The 16,669-nt window shown below is 60.7% G+C and carries 16 protein-coding genes; 13 read left to right on the top strand and 3 right to left on the bottom strand.

Translation table 11 applies throughout. The features are described from left to right. Positions 1-86 precede the first annotated feature (86 nt). On the bottom strand, positions 87-1,796 hold the full coding sequence (gene aceK, locus BMH52_RS11310) for a bifunctional isocitrate dehydrogenase kinase/phosphatase (RefSeq protein WP_014719436.1): 1,710 nt from the start codon (positions 1,794-1,796) through the stop codon (positions 87-89). Positions 1,797-1,958: 162 nt separating this feature from the next. Here aceK and BMH52_RS11305 point away from each other — a divergent pair, with 162 nt between their 5' ends. After that, positions 1,959-2,843, top strand: a complete 885-nt coding sequence (locus tag BMH52_RS11305; RefSeq protein WP_014719437.1) for a DMT family transporter — start codon at positions 1,959-1,961, stop codon at positions 2,841-2,843. Positions 2,844-2,875: 32 nt separating this feature from the next. Here the strand turns inward: BMH52_RS11305 and BMH52_RS11300 are convergent, their stop codons facing one another. Continuing rightward, on the bottom strand, positions 2,876-3,736 hold the full coding sequence (locus tag BMH52_RS11300) for a DMT family transporter (protein WP_073843725.1): 861 nt from the start codon (positions 3,734-3,736) through the stop codon (positions 2,876-2,878). Between the two features lie 419 nt (positions 3,737-4,155). Here BMH52_RS11300 and BMH52_RS11295 point away from each other — a divergent pair, with 419 nt between their 5' ends. Beyond that, positions 4,156-4,947: a CPBP family intramembrane glutamic endopeptidase gene (locus BMH52_RS11295; protein WP_019820478.1), complete on the top strand. Its 792-nt coding sequence runs from the start codon at positions 4,156-4,158 to the stop codon at positions 4,945-4,947. A gap of 108 nt (positions 4,948-5,055) precedes the next feature. Next, positions 5,056-6,621, top strand: coding sequence for a PAS domain-containing methyl-accepting chemotaxis protein (locus tag BMH52_RS11290; protein ID WP_014719440.1), 1,566 nt, complete (start codon positions 5,056-5,058; stop codon positions 6,619-6,621). Between the two features lie 102 nt (positions 6,622-6,723). On the opposite strand, the gene BMH52_RS11285 is transcribed toward BMH52_RS11290, so the two are convergent. After that, positions 6,724-7,416, bottom strand: a complete 693-nt coding sequence (locus BMH52_RS11285; protein ID WP_019820480.1) for an alpha/beta family hydrolase — start codon at positions 7,414-7,416, stop codon at positions 6,724-6,726. A gap of 79 nt (positions 7,417-7,495) precedes the next feature. On the opposite strand from BMH52_RS11285, the gene ccoN (BMH52_RS11280) reads away from it, so the two are divergent. From ccoN (BMH52_RS11280) to BMH52_RS11235, 10 genes are all read left to right on the top strand, one after another. Beyond that, positions 7,496-8,920 carry a cytochrome-c oxidase, cbb3-type subunit I gene (gene ccoN / locus BMH52_RS11280; RefSeq protein WP_019820482.1) on the top strand — a complete coding sequence of 475 codons (1,425 nt, stop codon included), beginning with the start codon at positions 7,496-7,498 and terminating at the stop codon, positions 8,918-8,920. A 10-nt stretch (positions 8,921-8,930) separates the two neighbouring features. Next, positions 8,931-9,539, top strand: coding sequence for a cytochrome-c oxidase, cbb3-type subunit II (ccoO, locus tag BMH52_RS11275; protein WP_003193159.1), 609 nt, complete (start codon positions 8,931-8,933; stop codon positions 9,537-9,539). Positions 9,540-9,542: 3 nt separating this feature from the next. Then, complete coding sequence (locus tag BMH52_RS11270; RefSeq protein WP_003193161.1) at positions 9,543-9,743, top strand: cbb3-type cytochrome c oxidase subunit 3; 201 nt, start codon at positions 9,543-9,545, stop codon at positions 9,741-9,743. After that, the gene (gene ccoP / locus BMH52_RS11265) at positions 9,740-10,687 is read left to right on the top strand and encodes a cytochrome-c oxidase, cbb3-type subunit III (RefSeq protein WP_073843723.1); all 948 of its coding nucleotides are present in this window, start codon (positions 9,740-9,742) and stop codon (positions 10,685-10,687) included. Before BMH52_RS11270 ends, ccoP (BMH52_RS11265) begins: the two co-directional genes overlap by 4 nt. Positions 10,688-11,040: 353 nt before the next feature. Continuing rightward, positions 11,041-12,483: a cytochrome-c oxidase, cbb3-type subunit I gene (gene ccoN, locus BMH52_RS11260; RefSeq protein ID WP_014719443.1), complete on the top strand. Its 1,443-nt coding sequence runs from the start codon at positions 11,041-11,043 to the stop codon at positions 12,481-12,483. After that, positions 12,483-13,091 (top strand): cytochrome-c oxidase, cbb3-type subunit II, encoded by a 609-nt coding sequence (ccoO, locus tag BMH52_RS11255; RefSeq protein WP_003193167.1) that lies wholly within the window; start codon positions 12,483-12,485, stop codon positions 13,089-13,091. The genes ccoN (BMH52_RS11260) and ccoO (BMH52_RS11255) overlap by 1 nt, the downstream gene beginning before the upstream one ends. A 5-nt stretch (positions 13,092-13,096) precedes the next feature. Then, positions 13,097-13,282, top strand: a complete 186-nt coding sequence (locus BMH52_RS11250) for a CcoQ/FixQ family Cbb3-type cytochrome c oxidase assembly chaperone (protein ID WP_003193169.1) — start codon at positions 13,097-13,099, stop codon at positions 13,280-13,282. After that, entirely contained in the window at positions 13,279-14,256 is a 978-nt protein-coding gene (gene ccoP, locus BMH52_RS11245) for a cytochrome-c oxidase, cbb3-type subunit III (RefSeq protein WP_014719444.1), read from the top strand. Before BMH52_RS11250 ends, ccoP (BMH52_RS11245) begins: the two co-directional genes overlap by 4 nt. 429 nt (positions 14,257-14,685) lie before the next feature. Beyond that, positions 14,686-16,089, top strand: a complete 1,404-nt coding sequence (gene ccoG / locus BMH52_RS11240) for a cytochrome c oxidase accessory protein CcoG (protein ID WP_019820489.1) — start codon at positions 14,686-14,688, stop codon at positions 16,087-16,089. 14 nt (positions 16,090-16,103) lie between these two features. After that, complete coding sequence (locus BMH52_RS11235) at positions 16,104-16,643, top strand: FixH family protein (protein ID WP_073452575.1); 540 nt, start codon at positions 16,104-16,106, stop codon at positions 16,641-16,643. The last annotated feature ends 26 nt before the right edge of the window (positions 16,644-16,669 follow it).

Here is a 16,669-nt window from a genome sequence, read left to right as displayed (position 1 = left end):
TGCTCGCGAAAGCGGTGTGTCAGTCACAGATGTATCAACTGAACCACCGTATTCGCGAGCACGCCCGCTCCCACAGGGGCAATAGGTTATAGCGGGTCTTTGCGGCGGTAGGGGAATACGTCGATCACCTTACCGGCACGAATCGCGTCCTGCAGGCCCTTCCAGTAATCGGCGTTGTACAACTCGCCATGCAACTCGTCGAACAACTTGCGCTGGCCGGCGTCGGCAAACAGGAACGGCGGGAATTCCTCGGGGAACACGTCCAGCGGGCCGATGGAGTACCAGGGCTCGGAGGCCATTTCATCCTCGGGGGTGCGCGGCGCGGGGATATGGCGGAAGTTGGCTTCGGTGAGGAAGCAGATTTCGTCGTAGTCATAGAACACCACACGGCCGTGGCGGGTGACGCCAAAGTTCTTCAGCAGCATGTCGCCGGGGAAGATATTCGCTGCCGCCAGTTGCTTGATCGCCAGGCCGTAATCCTCCAATGCTTCGCGCACCTGAGCGGGGTTGGCGTTGTCGAGGTAGAGGTTGAGCGGGGTCATGCGTCGCTCGGTCCAGCAGTGGCGGATAAGCACGGTATCGCCCTCCACTTCGACGGTACCAGCGGCGACTTCCAGCAGCTCGGCCAGGCACTCGGGCTCGAACTTGCTCAAGGGGAAGCGGAAGTCGGCGAACTCCTGGGTGTCGGCCATGCGCCCTACCCGGTCGACGCTTTTCACCAGGCGGTACTTTTCGATCACCGTGGCGCGGTTGACGTTTTTCGACGGCGAGAAGCGGTCCTTGATGATCTTGAACACCGTATTGAAACCCGGCAGCGTAAACACGCTCATGACCATGCCGCGCACGCCGGGGGCCATGATGAACTGGTCATCGGTGGTGGCCAGGTGGTTGATCAGCGCGCGGTAGAACTCGGATTTGCCGTGCTTGTAGAAACCGATGGAGGTGTACAGCTCGGCAATGTGCTTGCCCGGCAGAATGCGCTTGAGAAAGCCAATGAATTCCGCTGGCACGGGCACGTCGACCATGAAATAGGAACGGGTGAACGAGAAGATGATCGACACGTCGGCTTCGTCGGTGATCAACGCATCGATCTGAATGCCACGCCCTTCGCGGTGCAGCAGCGGAATCACCAACGGCCATTGTTCGTCGCGGGTGTAGATGCGCCCCACGAGGTAGGCGCCTTTGTTGCGATACAGCACCGAGGAAAACAACTCGACCTTGAGGTCCGGGTCCTTGCACACCCAATCCGGCAGGTTTTCCCGCAACTGGGCTTCGAGGCGGCGCAGGTCGGCGGGCAGGTCGGCGTAGGGCTCGCTGAAGCGGTAGTCAGAGAAAACCTGCGCGAGCATGTCCGCTATTTTACCGGCCGGCGTGTAGATACGTGTTTGCGCCGCCCGCGCCCGGCGCAGGCTCGGCCGGGTAGTGTGGATGAACATGCAGCCGTCGCTGATCAGGTCATGGCTGAACAGGCCGCAGAAGATCGAGTTGTACCAGGTCTCGGACAGTTCATCGTCAAATCGCAGGTCGATCAGGCCGATATAGGCGCTTTTTACCAGGGGCCACTGGCCGATGTCATGCAACGGCGCAGGGTCAAAACTGGCGCGCAGGCGGGTCGTGACCTCAGCGACTTTCTCTTCATAGAGGTTGATGCGCGCGGCCGACGCGGCCTGCCCCTGCTGCCACTGGGCCTTCTCGAAACGCTCACGGGCGCCATCGGTGATCTGGCGGAAGTGTTCACGGTAATCGTCGAAACCGTCGAGGATCATCCGGGCGATAGCGAGGGCGGACTGCGACATGCGGGAAACCTCGAACGGGTATCTGGAAGCCCAGAGCTTAGCCAGTGAACCGAGGCAGGAGAAGAATGATTTTGCGCAGGGGTGAACTGACTGCAATTAGCCATTGTGCCGACCTGCCCGCTGGGCAACACTTCTGCGCCCCATTTGGCGTAGGAGTTTTCCGTGAGACCTGTTGACACCCTGTATCTGCTGGGGCTGGCCGCCATTTGGGGCGCGAGTTTCCTGTTTATGCGCATCATCGCCCCGGAAATCGGCACAGTGCCCACCGCGTTTTTCCGCGTGTCGATTGCCGCCGCGGGCTTATTAGTGATCCTGGCGATGATGCGCGTGAGCTGGGATTTCAAGGGCAAGTTCAAGACGGTCCTGTTGCTGGGCGTGATCAACTCGGGGATTCCCGCGACGATGTACTCGGTGGCGGCACAGGTACTGCCGGCAGGTTATTCGGCGATTTTCAACGCCACCACGCCGCTGATGGGCGTGCTGATTGGCGGGCTGTTCTTCAGTGAGCGCCTGACGCCATCGAAAATCGCAGGGGTCGCCCTGGGGCTGTTTGGCGTTGCCGTGCTCACGCGTGCGGGGCCGGTGGCCTTTGATCTGGAATTATTGATGGGCGCACTGGCGTGCCTGCTGGCAACCACGTGCTATGGCTTTGCCGGTTTCCTGGCGCGGCGTTGGCTGGACCAGCGCGGCGGGTTGGACAGCCGTCTCTCGGCCTTGGGCAGCATGTTGGGGGCGACGTTGTTTCTGTTGCCGTTCTTTGCCTACAGCGCCATCAGCCATCCACCGGCGAGCTGGGGCGGCTGGCAGGTGTGGTCGTCTCTGCTGGGATTGGGGCTGGTATGTACGGCGTTCGCCTACATTCTGTACTTCCGCCTGCTGTCGTCCATCGGCCCGGTCAAGTCGATGACCGTGACCTTCATGATTCCGCCGTTCGGCGTGTTGTGGGGTGCGTTGCTGTTGGATGAGCCGCTGTCCATGGCCCACCTGTATGGCGGTGTGCTGATTGCCGGGGCGTTGTGGTTGGTGCTGCGCCCGCAAAAACTGTAGGAGCGACCAATCTCGCTCCTACAGGGGTGGGTTTATTGCTTACGGAATACAAACACCAAGCCGACGATGATCAACGCCATTCCCAGCACGCTCAACAAGGCCAGGCGATTACCGAAGATCAGGTAGTCCATCACCGCCGTCACTGCTGGCACCAGGTAGAACAGGCTGGTGACATTCACCAGGTTGCCCCGGGCGATCAGGCGGTACAGCAACAACGTCGCCAGCACGGACACCACCAGCCCCATCCACAGGACCGGCAGGTAAAAACGTGCACTGTGTTCAAAGTGGAACGGCTGGAACGGCACGAACACCGCGCACAGTAGCAGCCCGGCCAGGTATTGCAGCGGCAGCGTGCCGAAGGGGTTGTCGGTGATGCGCTTTTGCATGATAGAGCCAAACGTCATGCTCGCCAGCGCCAACAGCCCCAACACCATCCCGGCCAGAGACATGCCCGCCAACCCGATGCCCTGGTACACCACCATGATCAAGCCCGCCAACCCCAACCCCAGGCCGAACAACCGGCGCCAGGAGCGTTGGCGCTCCATCAGTACCACGGTAAGGATCGGCTGCACGCCCATGATGGTCGCCATCACCCCGGGGGTGACGTTGAGGTCCAGGGCCAGCAGATAGAAAATCTGGTAGGCCCCCAGCAAAACCAGGCCCGTCGCCGCCGCATACAGCAAGGGTTTGCCGGGACGAGGCAGCTTCAACTTGAGGATGGGTACCAACACCACCAACCCCATCAGGGCGATGGCAAAGCGGATCAGCAGAAAGGCAAAGGGCGAAGCATGGGCCAAGCCCAACTTGGAGAAGATCGCCCCGCTGCTCCACAGCAGGACAAACACGCTCGTCGAGGCCGCCGCGGCCACGGATTGTTTCGAAAGCACAGACATGGTTACCACCTGTTATCAGGCTAAAAAGCCGACTCAGTAAAAACTGAATTTCAGTAGGTTTTTTTCAGGCAGGCACGGGGCAACAGCGAATCGCTGATCAGCCCGAAATGCCAACACCCGGCGGTGATACGACTGCGTACACCGGCGTGCTACTGACAGGTGGGGGGTAGTGACTGATCTGCGCAGGCTGCTTGCCACGGCACGGCACGACCACAGCGTTGACCGCTGAATCGACTACCGCTATGCGCTGGGAAGCTGGCATGTGCTGATCTTTTTGAAGGGATAAAGACGCGATGACTATAACCAGCCGCAAATACATTTTGCAATCCTTTCCCCTCACCCTGTGGGTGGAGGAGTTTTCATGCCGTCCAGGCAGACCGCTCGCTATAATGCCGCCCAGTTTTTTTCAAGGATTTCACATGATTGCTTTGCCCTGGCTGTACCTCACCCTACTTTCCATTGGCTATGTCGTGGCTTTGATCTACGGCCAACTGGGCGTACTGGCGGCGGTCTCCATCGCACTGTTGCTGGTGGCCGGGTACGCCGTGCGCCAGCAACGCAACCCTTGGGCACGCTACTTGGGCCACGGCTTGTTTATCGTCCTGGCCCTGGGCCTGGCGATGCACTGGCTACCGGGCTTCTATAACGGCCGCGGTATTGCGCCCCAGCGATTTACTCCGGACTCAGTGCCCTTCTCGATGTACCTGAACCAGGACAAACCCCTGATCGGCTTCTGGCTGTTGCTGGCCTGCCCGTGGATTGTGGCGCGGCGCTCATTGCGCCTGTCGATCTGCGTCACAGCCATGGCCCTGACTCTGGCCGCTATCGCCGCCTTGGGTGGCGCGGCCCTGCTGGGGATGATCAGTTGGGCGCCCAAGTGGCCGGACGAGGCGTGGCTGTGGGTGTTGAACAACCTGCTGCTGGTGACGTTGGTCGAAGAAGCGCTGTTTCGCGGGTATATCCAGGGCGGCCTGAGCCAACGCTTCAAACACCTGCCCTATGGCGAGAACCTCGCGCTGCTGCTGGCCTCGCTGTTATTCGGCCTGGTGCATTTTGCTGCGGGTTGGCAGTGGATGCTGCTGGCGGGTATTGCGGGCGTGGGCTACGGCCTGGCGTATCGGTTCGGCGGGCTAGGCGCGGCGATTGCCACGCATTTTGGCTTGAATCTGCTGCACTTCGGGTTGTTTACCTACCCGATGCTCGCCGGCTAAGCCTGCCTTCTACAGAGGCAACGCTGTTCGCAGGATTGTTGCAAAAATAAGTTAAATAAATGCCCCGCATGGCCGATACCCCCTGAAAGCCTTGCGGATTGAACAATCATGCGTAATAACCAACCCGTTACCCAGCGCGAACGTACCTTCCCCGCTCAGCAACGGTTGATCTCCACCACAGATGCCAAGGGTGTGATTACCTACTGCAACGACGCCTTTGTCGAAATCAGTGGGTTCACCCGCGAAGAACTGGTGCGCGCGCCACACAACCTGGTGCGTCACCCGGATGTGCCGCCGGCCGTGTTCGCGCATATGTGGTCCACGCTCAAACAAGGCTTGCCATGGATGGGCATTGTCAAGAATCGCTGCAAGACCGGTGACCACTATTGGGTTAACGCCTATGTGACGCCGGTCTTCGACGGTAACCAGGTGATCGGCTACGAATCGGTGCGCATCAAGCCCACCGCCGAGCAGATCCGCCGGGCCGAAGCGCTCTATCAACGCATCAACCAAGGCAAGTCGGCCGTCCCCCAACGGGACAAGTGGCTGCCGGTGTTGCAGGACTGGCTGCCGTTTATCCTGGTCAGCCAGTTAAGCTTCATGATCGGCGCCACCCTCACCTCCCAATGGGGCTTTGCCCTGGCAGCGGCGCTGTCGGTGCCGTTGGGCCTGCTGGGCTTGAGCTGGCAACAGCGCGGTCTCAAGCGTTTGCTGCGCCTGGCCGAACAGACCACGTCCGACCCGTTGATCGCGCAGATGTACACCGACAGCCGTGGCGCACAAGCGCGCTTGGAAATGTCGATCCTCAGCCAGGAAGCGCGTCTGAAGACCTGTCTTACCCGCCTGCAGGACACCGCCGAGCACCTCAACGACCAGGCCGCGCAATCCAACACCCTGGCGCACAACAGCTCCAGCGGCCTGGAACGCCAGCGCGTGGAAACCGAACAGGTGGCCACTGCGGTAAACCAGATGGCGGCGACCACCCAAGAAGTGGCCAGCCACGTGCAGCGCACCGCCGACGCCACCCAGGAAGCCAACCGCCTGACCGGCCGCGGCCGCGATATCGCTGGGGAAACCCGCGAGGCGATTCAGCGTCTTTCGGCAGCCGTTGGAGAGACCGGTGTGACCGTCACGCAACTGGCCAAAGACAGCGATGAAATCGGCGGCGTGGTTGATGTGATCAAAGGCATTGCCGACCAGACCAACCTGCTGGCACTCAACGCCGCTATCGAAGCCGCGCGTGCCGGTGAGATGGGCCGTGGTTTTGCAGTGGTCGCCGATGAAGTGCGCCAACTGGCGCAGCGTACGGCCGAATCCACCGGGCAGATCCATACCCTGATCGCCAAGCTGCAACACACCGCGGCTGCGGCCGTGCAAACCATGGACGCCGGGCACCGCCAAGCCGAAGAAGGTGTGGCACGGGTGATGGAAGCAGACCAGGCCTTGGTAGGTATCAGTGAGGCGGTGGCCAATATCACCGACATGACCACCCAGATTGCCGCAGCTACCGAAGAGCAAAGTGCGGTGGCCGAGGAGATCAGCCGCAACATCAGCACCATTGCGCTGTTGGCGGACCAGACCTCGGAGCAGGCGATGAACTCGGCGCAACTGAGTGAAGAGTTGACGCATACCGCCAATACCCAGTATTCGCTGGTAGAGCGTTTTAACCGATAAACTGCTATCGCAGGCAAGCCAGCTCCCACACTGGACGGTATTCACCGATAGAAATAGGTGAACCCAGCCCAATGTGGGAGGGGGCTTGCCCCCGATAGGGCGCTAACAGGTCCGGAGAAACTCAGCCACCTGCACCGCCGCCGCCTCCAAGTGCTGCTCATGGCTAAACCCCGAAGCCTTCAGCGGCTTCAAGTCATGGTCCCCCGCCGCCAACCACATCACCTCAATGCTCTCTGACAAGTCATAACTCTGCACCGCCGCACGATTGCCCAAGGCATCGCGCTCGCCCTGCACAATCAAGGTGGGCGTCATAAGCGCAGCCAAGTGCTCCACCCGGGGTTTCTCTGGCTTGCCCACCGCATAGAACGGATAGCCCAGGCACACCAACCCATCGGCGCCCAGTTCATCGGCCAGTAAACTGGCCATCCGCCCGCCCATGGACTTGCCACCCATCGCCAGTTTCCCAGCGACATGACGTCGCACCTCGGCATACACCTCGCGCCAGCACTCCAGCAGTTTCGGCGCCGGATTCGGGGGGCGTTTGCCGCCGTCCACGCGACGCTGGGCCATGTACGGAAACTCGAAGCGCAACACGCTCACGCCATGCCCGGCAAGGCGTGCGGCCATATCGTTCATGAACGCCGAGTCCATCGGTGCGCCAGCGCCGTGGGCCAGGATCAGCGTGACCGGCTCACCCGACGTCGCGCCGGTGGCGACATCCCACAACCAGCCATGTTCCCGTACACACTGCGCCCATTGATCCCCGTCAATACTGGCCTTGTGCTCTTTGCCCATGCTTGCCTCGCTTTTTAGTCTGCCTATAACTCCAGCCCAAGTGCCGCACTTGCTTGGGTTGAACCGTGGATGGGGAACCATGAACACTACTTTAAGTACCGCCTATAACTACAAGGTGGTCCGCCAATTCGCCATTATGACGGTGGTGTGGGGCATCGTCGGCATGGGGCTCGGGGTTTTTCTCGCTGCCCAATTGGTTTGGCCTGCGCTCAACTTCGATTTGCCTTGGACCAGCTTCGGCCGCCTGCGCCCTTTGCACACCAACGCGGTGATCTTCGCGTTCGGTGGCTGTGCGCTGTTCGCCAGCTCCTTTTACTCGGTGCAACGCACCTGCCAGACGCAGCTGTTCGCGCCGAGAGTCGCCGCGTTCTGCTTCTGGGGCTGGCAGCTTGTGATCCTGCTGGCCGCGATCAGCCTGCCACTGGGCTACACCAGCTCCAAAGAATACGCCGAGCTGGAATGGCCGATCGACATCCTGATCACCATTGTCTGGGTCGCCTACGCCATCGTGTTCTTCGGCACGATCATGAAGCGCAAGACCAAGCATATCTATGTGGGCAACTGGTTCTTCGGCGCGTTCATCATCACCGTGGCCATCTTGCATATCGTCAATAACCTGGAAATCCCGGTCAGCCTGACCAAGTCCTACTCGCTGTACGGCGGTGCGACGGATGCCATGGTGCAGTGGTGGTATGGGCACAACGCGGTAGGCTTTTTCCTCACTGCGGGTTTCCTCGGCATGATGTACTACTTTGTGCCCAAGCAGGCCGAGCGTCCGGTGTATTCCTATCGCTTGTCGATTGTGCACTTCTGGGCGCTGATCACCCTGTACATCTGGGCCGGCCCTCACCACTTGCACTACACCGCCTTGCCGGACTGGGCGCAGTCCCTGGGCATGGTGATGTCACTGGTGCTGCTGGCGCCAAGCTGGGGCGGCATGATCAACGGCATGATGACCCTCTCGGGTGCCTGGCATAAGTTGCGCAGCGACCCGATCCTGCGCTTCCTCGTCGTCTCCCTGGCCTTCTACGGCATGTCGACCTTCGAAGGCCCGATGATGGCGATCAAGACCGTCAACGCCCTCTCCCACTACACCGACTGGACCATCGGCCACGTACACGCCGGGGCGCTGGGCTGGGTGGCGATGATCTCCATCGGCGCGCTGTACCACATGATCCCGAAAATCTTCGGTCGCGAGCAGATGTACAGCCTCGGCCTGATCAACGCGCATTTCTGGCTGGCCACCATCGGCACCGTGCTCTACATCGCGTCGATGTGGGTCAACGGCATCGCCCAGGGCCTGATGTGGCGTGCGGTCAACGAAGACGGCACCCTCACCTACTCCTTCGTCGAAACCCTGGTGGCCAGCCACCCTGGCTTCATCGTGCGTTTGGTGGGCGGTGCGATCTTCCTCAGCGGCATGTTCCTGATGGCTTACAACACATGGCGCACCGTGCGTTCGGCGCAACCTGCCGAAGTCACAGCTGCCGCGCAGATGGCCTGAGGAGTCGATGATGAAACACGAAACGATTGAAAAGAACGTCGGCCTGTTGATGCTGCTGATGGTGCTCGCCGTGAGCATCGGCGGCCTGACCCAGATCGTCCCGCTGTTCTTCCAGGACGTGACCAACAAGCCGGTCGAAGGCATGAAGCCCTACACCGCGCTGCAACTGGAAGGCCGCGACATCTACATCCGTGAAGGCTGCGTGCAGTGCCACTCGCAGATGATCCGCCCGTTCCGCGCCGAGACCGAGCGCTACGGCCACTACTCGGTGGCCGGCGAAAGCGTGTGGGACCACCCGTTCCTGTGGGGCTCCAAGCGTACCGGCCCGGACCTGGCCCGCGTCGGCGCACGCTACTCGGACGACTGGCACCGCGCGCACTTGTACAACCCGCGCAACGTGGTGCCAGAGTCGAAAATGCCGGCCTACCCATGGCTGGTCACCGCCGCCGTCGACAGCAGCCACACCGAGACCAAGTTGAAAGTGATGCGCACCCTCGGCGTGCCGTACACCGACGACGACATCAACGGCGCCGTCGCCAGCCTCAAGGGCAAGACCGAGATGGACGCGCTGGTTTCCTACCTGCAAGTGCTCGGCACTGCCATCAAGAGCAAGAGGTGAGCCATGGGATTTGAATTCGATGCAGGCACCATCCGCGGCCTTGGCACGCTGGTGGTCGCCATCGCCTTTATCGGCCTGTCGCTGTGGGTGTTCAACAACCGCCGCAACGCGGAATTCGAGCAGGCGCGCCTGCTGCCGTTTGCCGATGAACCTTCCCCACCCGACGCTCAAGCAGAGCCAGCCACAAGGAGCACTCGGCCATGACTACGTTCTGGAGTACATGGATCTGCGTATTGACCCTGGGCAGCCTCATCGGCCTGACCTGGCTGTTGGTCGGCACTCGCAAGGGCGAGACCAAGGGCAGCGTCGACCAGACCATGGGCCACGCCTTCGACGGTATCGAGGAATACGACAACCCGCTGCCCCAGTGGTGGTTCATGTTGTTCGCCGGCACCCTGGTGTTTGCCGTCGGCTACCTGATCCTCTACCCGGGCCTGGGCAACTGGAAAGGTGTACTGCCGGGCTATGAGGACGGCTGGACCCAGACCAAGGAATGGGACAAGGAAATGGCCAAGGCCGACGCCAGGTTCGGGCCGATCTTCGCCAAGTTCGCGGCCATGCCGGTAGAAGAAGTGGCCAAGGACCCGCAAGCATTGAAGATGGGCGGTCGCCTGTTCGCCTCCAACTGCGCGGTATGCCACGGCTCGGACGCCAAGGGCGCCTATGGCTTCCCCAACCTGGCGGACAGCAACTGGCGCTGGGGCGGTTCGGCCGAGGCCATCAAGGCCACCATTCTGAACGGTCGCCATGCGGCGATGCCGGCCTGGGGTGAAGTGCTGGGCGAGGACGGGGTGAAGAACGTCGCCGCTTACGTGCGCCACGACCTGGCCAAGTTGCCGTTGCCCGCCGACAACACCGCCGACCTGGCAGCCGGCCAAGCCGCCTTCAGCACCACCTGCGTGGCGTGTCATGGTCCGCAAGGTCGCGGCGTGGAAGCCATGGGCGCGCCCAACCTGACCGAGCCTGCCGGGTTTATCTACGGCACCAGCCTGGCACAGTTGCAGCAGACCATCCGCCATGGTCGCCAGGGCCAGATGCCGGCCCAGGACGTGCTGCAAGGCAATGACAAGGTGCACCTGCTGGCGGCTTACGTGTACAGCCTGTCCCATAACGCTGATGGTGCAACGCCAGATAGCCAACCGCAGTAAAAGCCTTATCTGTGGCGAGGGAGCTTGCTCCCTCGCCACAGGCACAAGTCGCGACCAAGTGTCGCACCCCTTCCAAACCCAACTTTCCCCTCCTCCTATTCGGGTCTACGCTTGTTCCCACAGTGGAGCAATTCTGGCGTAGACGACGGTATTCGTTGCGCCCCCTAAAATTCCTGTCCACTTGATCAGCTTTCTATTTCGGTCTTTATCCTTACACCAAACATGGAAAGGGCGCAGAATCTGGCGTGGAACGCATTGATACAGGTCAGCCATTGCGTTGCAATGGCCCCTCGGTTTCTACATACTTGCGGCCGATTTTACCTATAAAAAAACCTAAACCGTGGAACCTTAGAATGAGCACAGCAATCAGTCCGACTGCTTATAACTATAAGGTAGTCCGCCAGTTCGCCATCATGACGGTGGTCTGGGGGATCCTTGGCATGGGGCTCGGGGTGTTCATCGCCTCGCAACTGGTTTGGCCGCAATTGAATTTCGACCTGCCCTGGACGACCTTCGGCCGCCTGCGCCCGCTGCACACCAACCTGGTGATCTTCGCCTTCGGCGGATGTGCACTGTTTGCCACCTCCTACTATGTCGTGCAGCGCACCTGCCAGACGCGACTGATTTCCGATGGTCTTGCCGCCTTCACCTTCTGGGGCTGGCAGGCGGTCATCGTCGGCGCCATCATCAGCCTGCCCCTGGGCTACACCACCACCAAGGAATACGCTGAGCTGGAATGGCCGATCGCCATTTTGCTTGCCATTGTGTGGGTGACCTACGGCCTGGTGTTCTTCGGCACCATCGTCAAGCGCAAGACCAAGCACATCTACGTAGGCAACTGGTTCTACGGGGCCTTTATCGTGGTCACGGCGATGCTGCACATCGTCAACCACGCCTCCCTGCCGGTGAACCTGTTCAAGTCCTATTCGGCCTATTCCGGCGCAACGGACGCGATGATCCAGTGGTGGTACGGCCACAACGCCGTAGGCTTCTTCCTCACCACCGGTTTCCTGGGGATGATGTACTACTTCGTGCCCAAGCAGGCCGAGCGTCCGATCTACTCTTATCGCCTGTCCATCGTGCACTTCTGGGCGCTGATCACCCTGTACATCTGGGCCGGCCCTCACCACTTGCACTACACCGCCTTGCCGGATTGGGCACAGTCCCTGGGCATGGCGATGTCGATCATCCTGCTGGCGCCAAGCTGGGGCGGCATGATCAACGGCATGATGACCCTCTCGGGCGCCTGGCATAAGCTGCGCACCGACCCGATCCTGCGGTTTCTGGTGGTGTCCCTGGCGTTCTACGGCATGTCGACCTTTGAAGGTCCGATGATGGCGATCAAGACCGTCAACTCGCTGTCCCACTACACCGACTGGACCATCGGCCATGTACACGCCGGGGCGCTGGGCTGGGTGGCGATGATCTCCATCGGCGCGCTGTACCACATGATCCCCAAACTGTTCGGCCGCGTGCAGATGCACAGCGTCGGGCTGATCAACGCACACTTCTGGCTGGCCACTATCGGCACCGTGCTCTACATCGCGTCGATGTGGGTCAACGGCATCACCCAGGGCCTGATGTGGCGTGCGATCAACGATGACGGCACCCTCACCTATTCCTTCGTCGAAGCGCTGCAAGCCAGCCACCCGGGCTTTATCGTACGTGCCCTGGGCGGTGCGTTCTTTGCCAGTGGCATGCTGTTGATGGCCTACAACGTCTGGCGCACCGTGCGTGCCAGCGACCCTGTAGAAGCCGAAGCCGCCGCCAAGATCGCCGTTGTGGGAGCTCACTGATGAAGCATGAAGTCGTCGAGAAGAACATCGGCCTGCTGGCCTTCTTCATGGTCATCGCCGTGAGCATTGGCGGCCTGACCCAAATCGTCCCACTGTTTTTCCAGGACGTGACCAACAAGCCGGTCGAAGGCATGAAGCCGCGCACCGCCCTTGAACTGGAAGGCCGCGACGTTTACATCGCCAACGGTTGCGTGGGCTGCCACTCGCAGATGATCCGCCCCTTCCGCGCCGAAACCGAACGCTACGGCCACTACTCGGTCGCCGGTGAAAGCGTGTGGGACCACCCGTTCCTGTGGGGTTCCAAGCGCACCGGCCCGGACCTGGCCCGTGTGGGCGGGCGTTACTCCGATGACTGGCAGCGTGCGCACCTGTACAACCCGCGCAACGTCGTGCCTGAGTCGAAAATGCCGGCGTACCCGTTCCTCGTGGAAAACAAGCTCGACGGCAAGGACACCGCGAAGAAGATGGAAGTCTTGCGCACCCTGGGCGTGCCCTACACCGACGAAGACATCGCCGGTGCGGCCGCCGCCGTGAAGGGCAAGACCGAAATGGACGCATTGGTGGCCTACCTGCAAGGCCTTGGCACCATCATCAAAAGCAAACGGTGACCTACATGGATATCGGGATGATTCGTGGCCTGGGCACCGTTGTGGTGATGGTGGCCTTTATCGGCCTGGCGTTGTGGGTGTTCAGCCCACGGCGCAAGTCGGAGTTTGACGACGCGACCATGCTGCCCTTCGCAGATGACCCCGAAGCCATCAAGCACGTCGAGCAAGCTTCTAGGAGTAACAAAGAATGACTACGTTCTGGAGTCTGTACGTCACAGTCCTCAGTCTGGGTACCATCTTCGCCCTGACCTGGCTGCTGCTGTCGACCCGCAAGGGCCAGCGCACCGAGCAGACGGACGAGACCGTCGGCCACTCGTTCGACGGCATCGAGGAGTACGACAACCCGCTGCCCAAGTGGTGGTTCATGCTGTTTGTCGGCACCATCGTCTTCGCCCTTGGTTACCTGGTGCTCTACCCTGGCCTCGGCAACTGGAAGGGCCTGCTGCCAGGCTACAACTACCTCGACAACGACAAGCAAACCCCGTTCGCCAACGGCCAGACCGGCTGGACCGGCGTGCACGAGTGGGAAAAGGAAATGGCCAGGTCGGAGGCCAAGTTCGGGCCGATCTTCGCCAAATTCGCGTCGATGCCGATTGAAGAAGTCGCCAAGGACCCGCAAGCCTTGAAGATGGGCGGCCGCCTGTTCGCCTCCAACTGCTCGGTGTGCCACGGCTCCGACGCCAAAGGCGCCTACGGCTTCCCCAACCTGACCGACGCCGACTGGCGCTGGGGCGGTGAACCCAACACCATCAAGGAAACCATCATGAAGGGCCGCCACGCGGTGATGCCGGGCTGGGCCGAAGTCATCGGTGAGCAAGGCGTGGCTGACGTAGCAGGCTTTGTGGTGACCCAACTCGATGGCCGCAAACTGCCGGAAGGCGCCAAGGCCGATGTGGCCAACGGTGAGAAACTCTTCGCCGCCAACTGCGTGGCCTGCCACGGCCCGGCCGGTAAAGGCACCCCAGCCATGGGCGCGCCCGACCTGACGCATCCGGGTGCGTTCATCTACGGTTCAAGCTTCGCGCAACTGCAGCAGACCATCCGTTATGGCCGCCAGGGCCAGATGCCGGCGCAGGAGCAGTTGCAGGGCAATGACAAAGTGCACTTGCTTGCGGCGTATGTGTATAGCTTGTCTCATGGGGATAAGAAGGCTGAGGAGCAGTAAAGTTAGCTGCAACACGCCATGGCCTCGCCACTGAAGAGCGGCGGGGTCATTTCTTGAAAAGCTTAGATCCGGGGTGGGAGCTGGCGTGCCTGCGAAAGCGCTCTGTCAGTCACAAATAGGCTGACCGGCCCATCGCTTTCGCAGGCAAGCCAGCTCCCACATTTGTCCTCCTGCACATTCAAGACCGGGCCTGTTGACGGGATGGCCTTGAGACCTGCCGCGTCACCACAGCGACAAAAACCGTCCATACTTGCCAAGTCAATTGATCCAGGTCACGTACACCATCAATTGATTTCCCCCAACGCGACCAAAGGTCGCACCCTTTGCGCACCATCGGGGGCGTATCATTAGGCCACTGCAACACCCTTAATTTGACCCCGGCTGGCACGTACTGGCCGAGGCAAATCTCCACCGCCGTGGGATGCAATGATGAGCGACCAGATACCGGTACATGACGTTACCCCGCCTGCCAAAACCGTCGACCTCTACGCTTCGCGTGAGAAGATTTACACCCGCGCCTTCACTGGCTTGTTCCGCAATCTGCGCATGGTCGGCGGTGCCGCTCTGTTTCTGCTGTACTTCGGCACCGTGTGGCTGAACTGGGGGGGTCACCAGGCGGTATGGTGGAACCTGCCGGAGCGTAAATTCTTTATTTTTGGTGCAACGTTCTGGCCTCAGGATTTCATCCTGCTGTCGGGCATTCTCATTGTCGCGGCCTTTGGCCTGTTCTTTATCACCGTATACGCCGGGCGCGTGTGGTGCGGCTATACCTGCCCGCAAAGCGTGTGGACATGGATCTTCATGTGGTGCGAAAAGGTCACCGAAGGCGACCGCAACCAGCGCATCAAGCTCGACAAGGCGCCCATGAGCGCCAACAAATTCCTGCGCAAATTCAGCAAGCACAGCCTGTGGCTGCTGATCGGCTTTGCCACCGGCCTCACTTTTGTCGGCTACTTTTCACCGATCCGTGAACTGGTATTCGATTTCTTCACCGGCCAGGCCGATGGCTGGTCGTATTTCTGGGTGGGTTTCTTCACCCTCGCCACCTACGGCAACGCCGGCTGGCTGCGTGAGCAGGTGTGCATCTACATGTGCCCCTATGCGCGCTTCCAGAGCGTGATGTTCGACAAGGACACCTTGATCGTGTCCTATGACCCCCGCCGTGGCGAAGTGCGTGGCCCACGTAAAAAGGGTACCGACTACAAGGCCCAGGGCCTGGGCGACTGCATCGACTGCACGATGTGCGTGCAGGTGTGCCCTACCGGTATCGATATCCGCGACGGGCTGCAAATCGAGTGCATCGGTTGCGCCGCCTGTATCGATGCCTGCGATAACATCATGGACAAGATGGAGTACCCACGCGGCCTGATCAGCTACACCACCGAACACAACCTGTCGGGGCAGAAAACCCATAAGCTGCGCCCGCGCCTGATCGGTTACGCCCTGGTGTTGCTGGCGATGATCAGCCTGTTGGTGGCGGCCTTCTTCATGCGCTCGCTGGTGGGTTTCGACGTCAGCAAGGACCGCGTGCTGTACCGTGAAAACGCCGAAGGACGCATCGAAAACGTCTACAGCCTGAAGATCATGAACAAAGACCAGCGCGACCACACCTACGTGCTCGACGCCGCTGGCCTGCCAGACCTCAAGCTGCAAGGCCGACGTGAAATCAAAGTGGCCGCGGGCGATATCGTCAGCATGCCGGTGGAGTTGTCGAGTGCGCCGGAGCAGTTGCCGTCGAGCACCAACGAGGTGACCTTCATCCTCAAGGACGCCGATGACACCAGCGTCCATATTGAAGCCAAGAGCCGATTCATCGGCCCACAAGTTCGTTAACAGGGAACACACGCATGCCTGCAACTACTGCCGCCAGCCCTTGGTACAAACACCTCTGGCCCTGGATCATCATCGCGATTCTGGCCTGCTCAGTGACCCTGACCTTGTCCATGGTGACCATCGCAGTGAACAACCCGGACAACCTGGTCAACGACAACTACTACGAGGCCGGCAAAGGCATCAACCGCTCCCTGGACCGCGAACGCCTGGCCCAGACCCTGCAACTGCGCGGCAAGCTGCACCTGGACGAACTGACCGGCGAGGTCGAGCTGCAACTGACTGGCTACAGCAATCCAAATACTCTGGAGCTGAACCTGATCTCCCCGACCCAGCCAGAGAAGGATCGCAAGATCAACCTCACCCGCAGCGACAGCGAGCCCGGTCGCTACATCGGCCAGGTCACCGACAAGGTCGAAGGTCGCCGTTTCGTGGAACTGCTTGGCGTGGAGGGCGGCAACACCTGGCGCCTGTTCGAAGAAGAAGAGGTCAGCCACGACAAGGACTTGCTGCTGGGTGACGAACCGTTGCAGGGCGCCGAGGACCTGAGGAAGTAGACGATGATCGTTCCCACGCTCTGCGT

The sequence above is a fragment of the Pseudomonas sp. BTN1 genome, from assembly GCF_001907715.1.
In the GTDB taxonomy this organism is placed as follows: Bacteria; Pseudomonadota; Gammaproteobacteria; order Pseudomonadales; family Pseudomonadaceae; genus Aquipseudomonas; species Aquipseudomonas paracarnis.
This window is presented reverse-complemented; position numbering and strand designations above follow the sequence as displayed.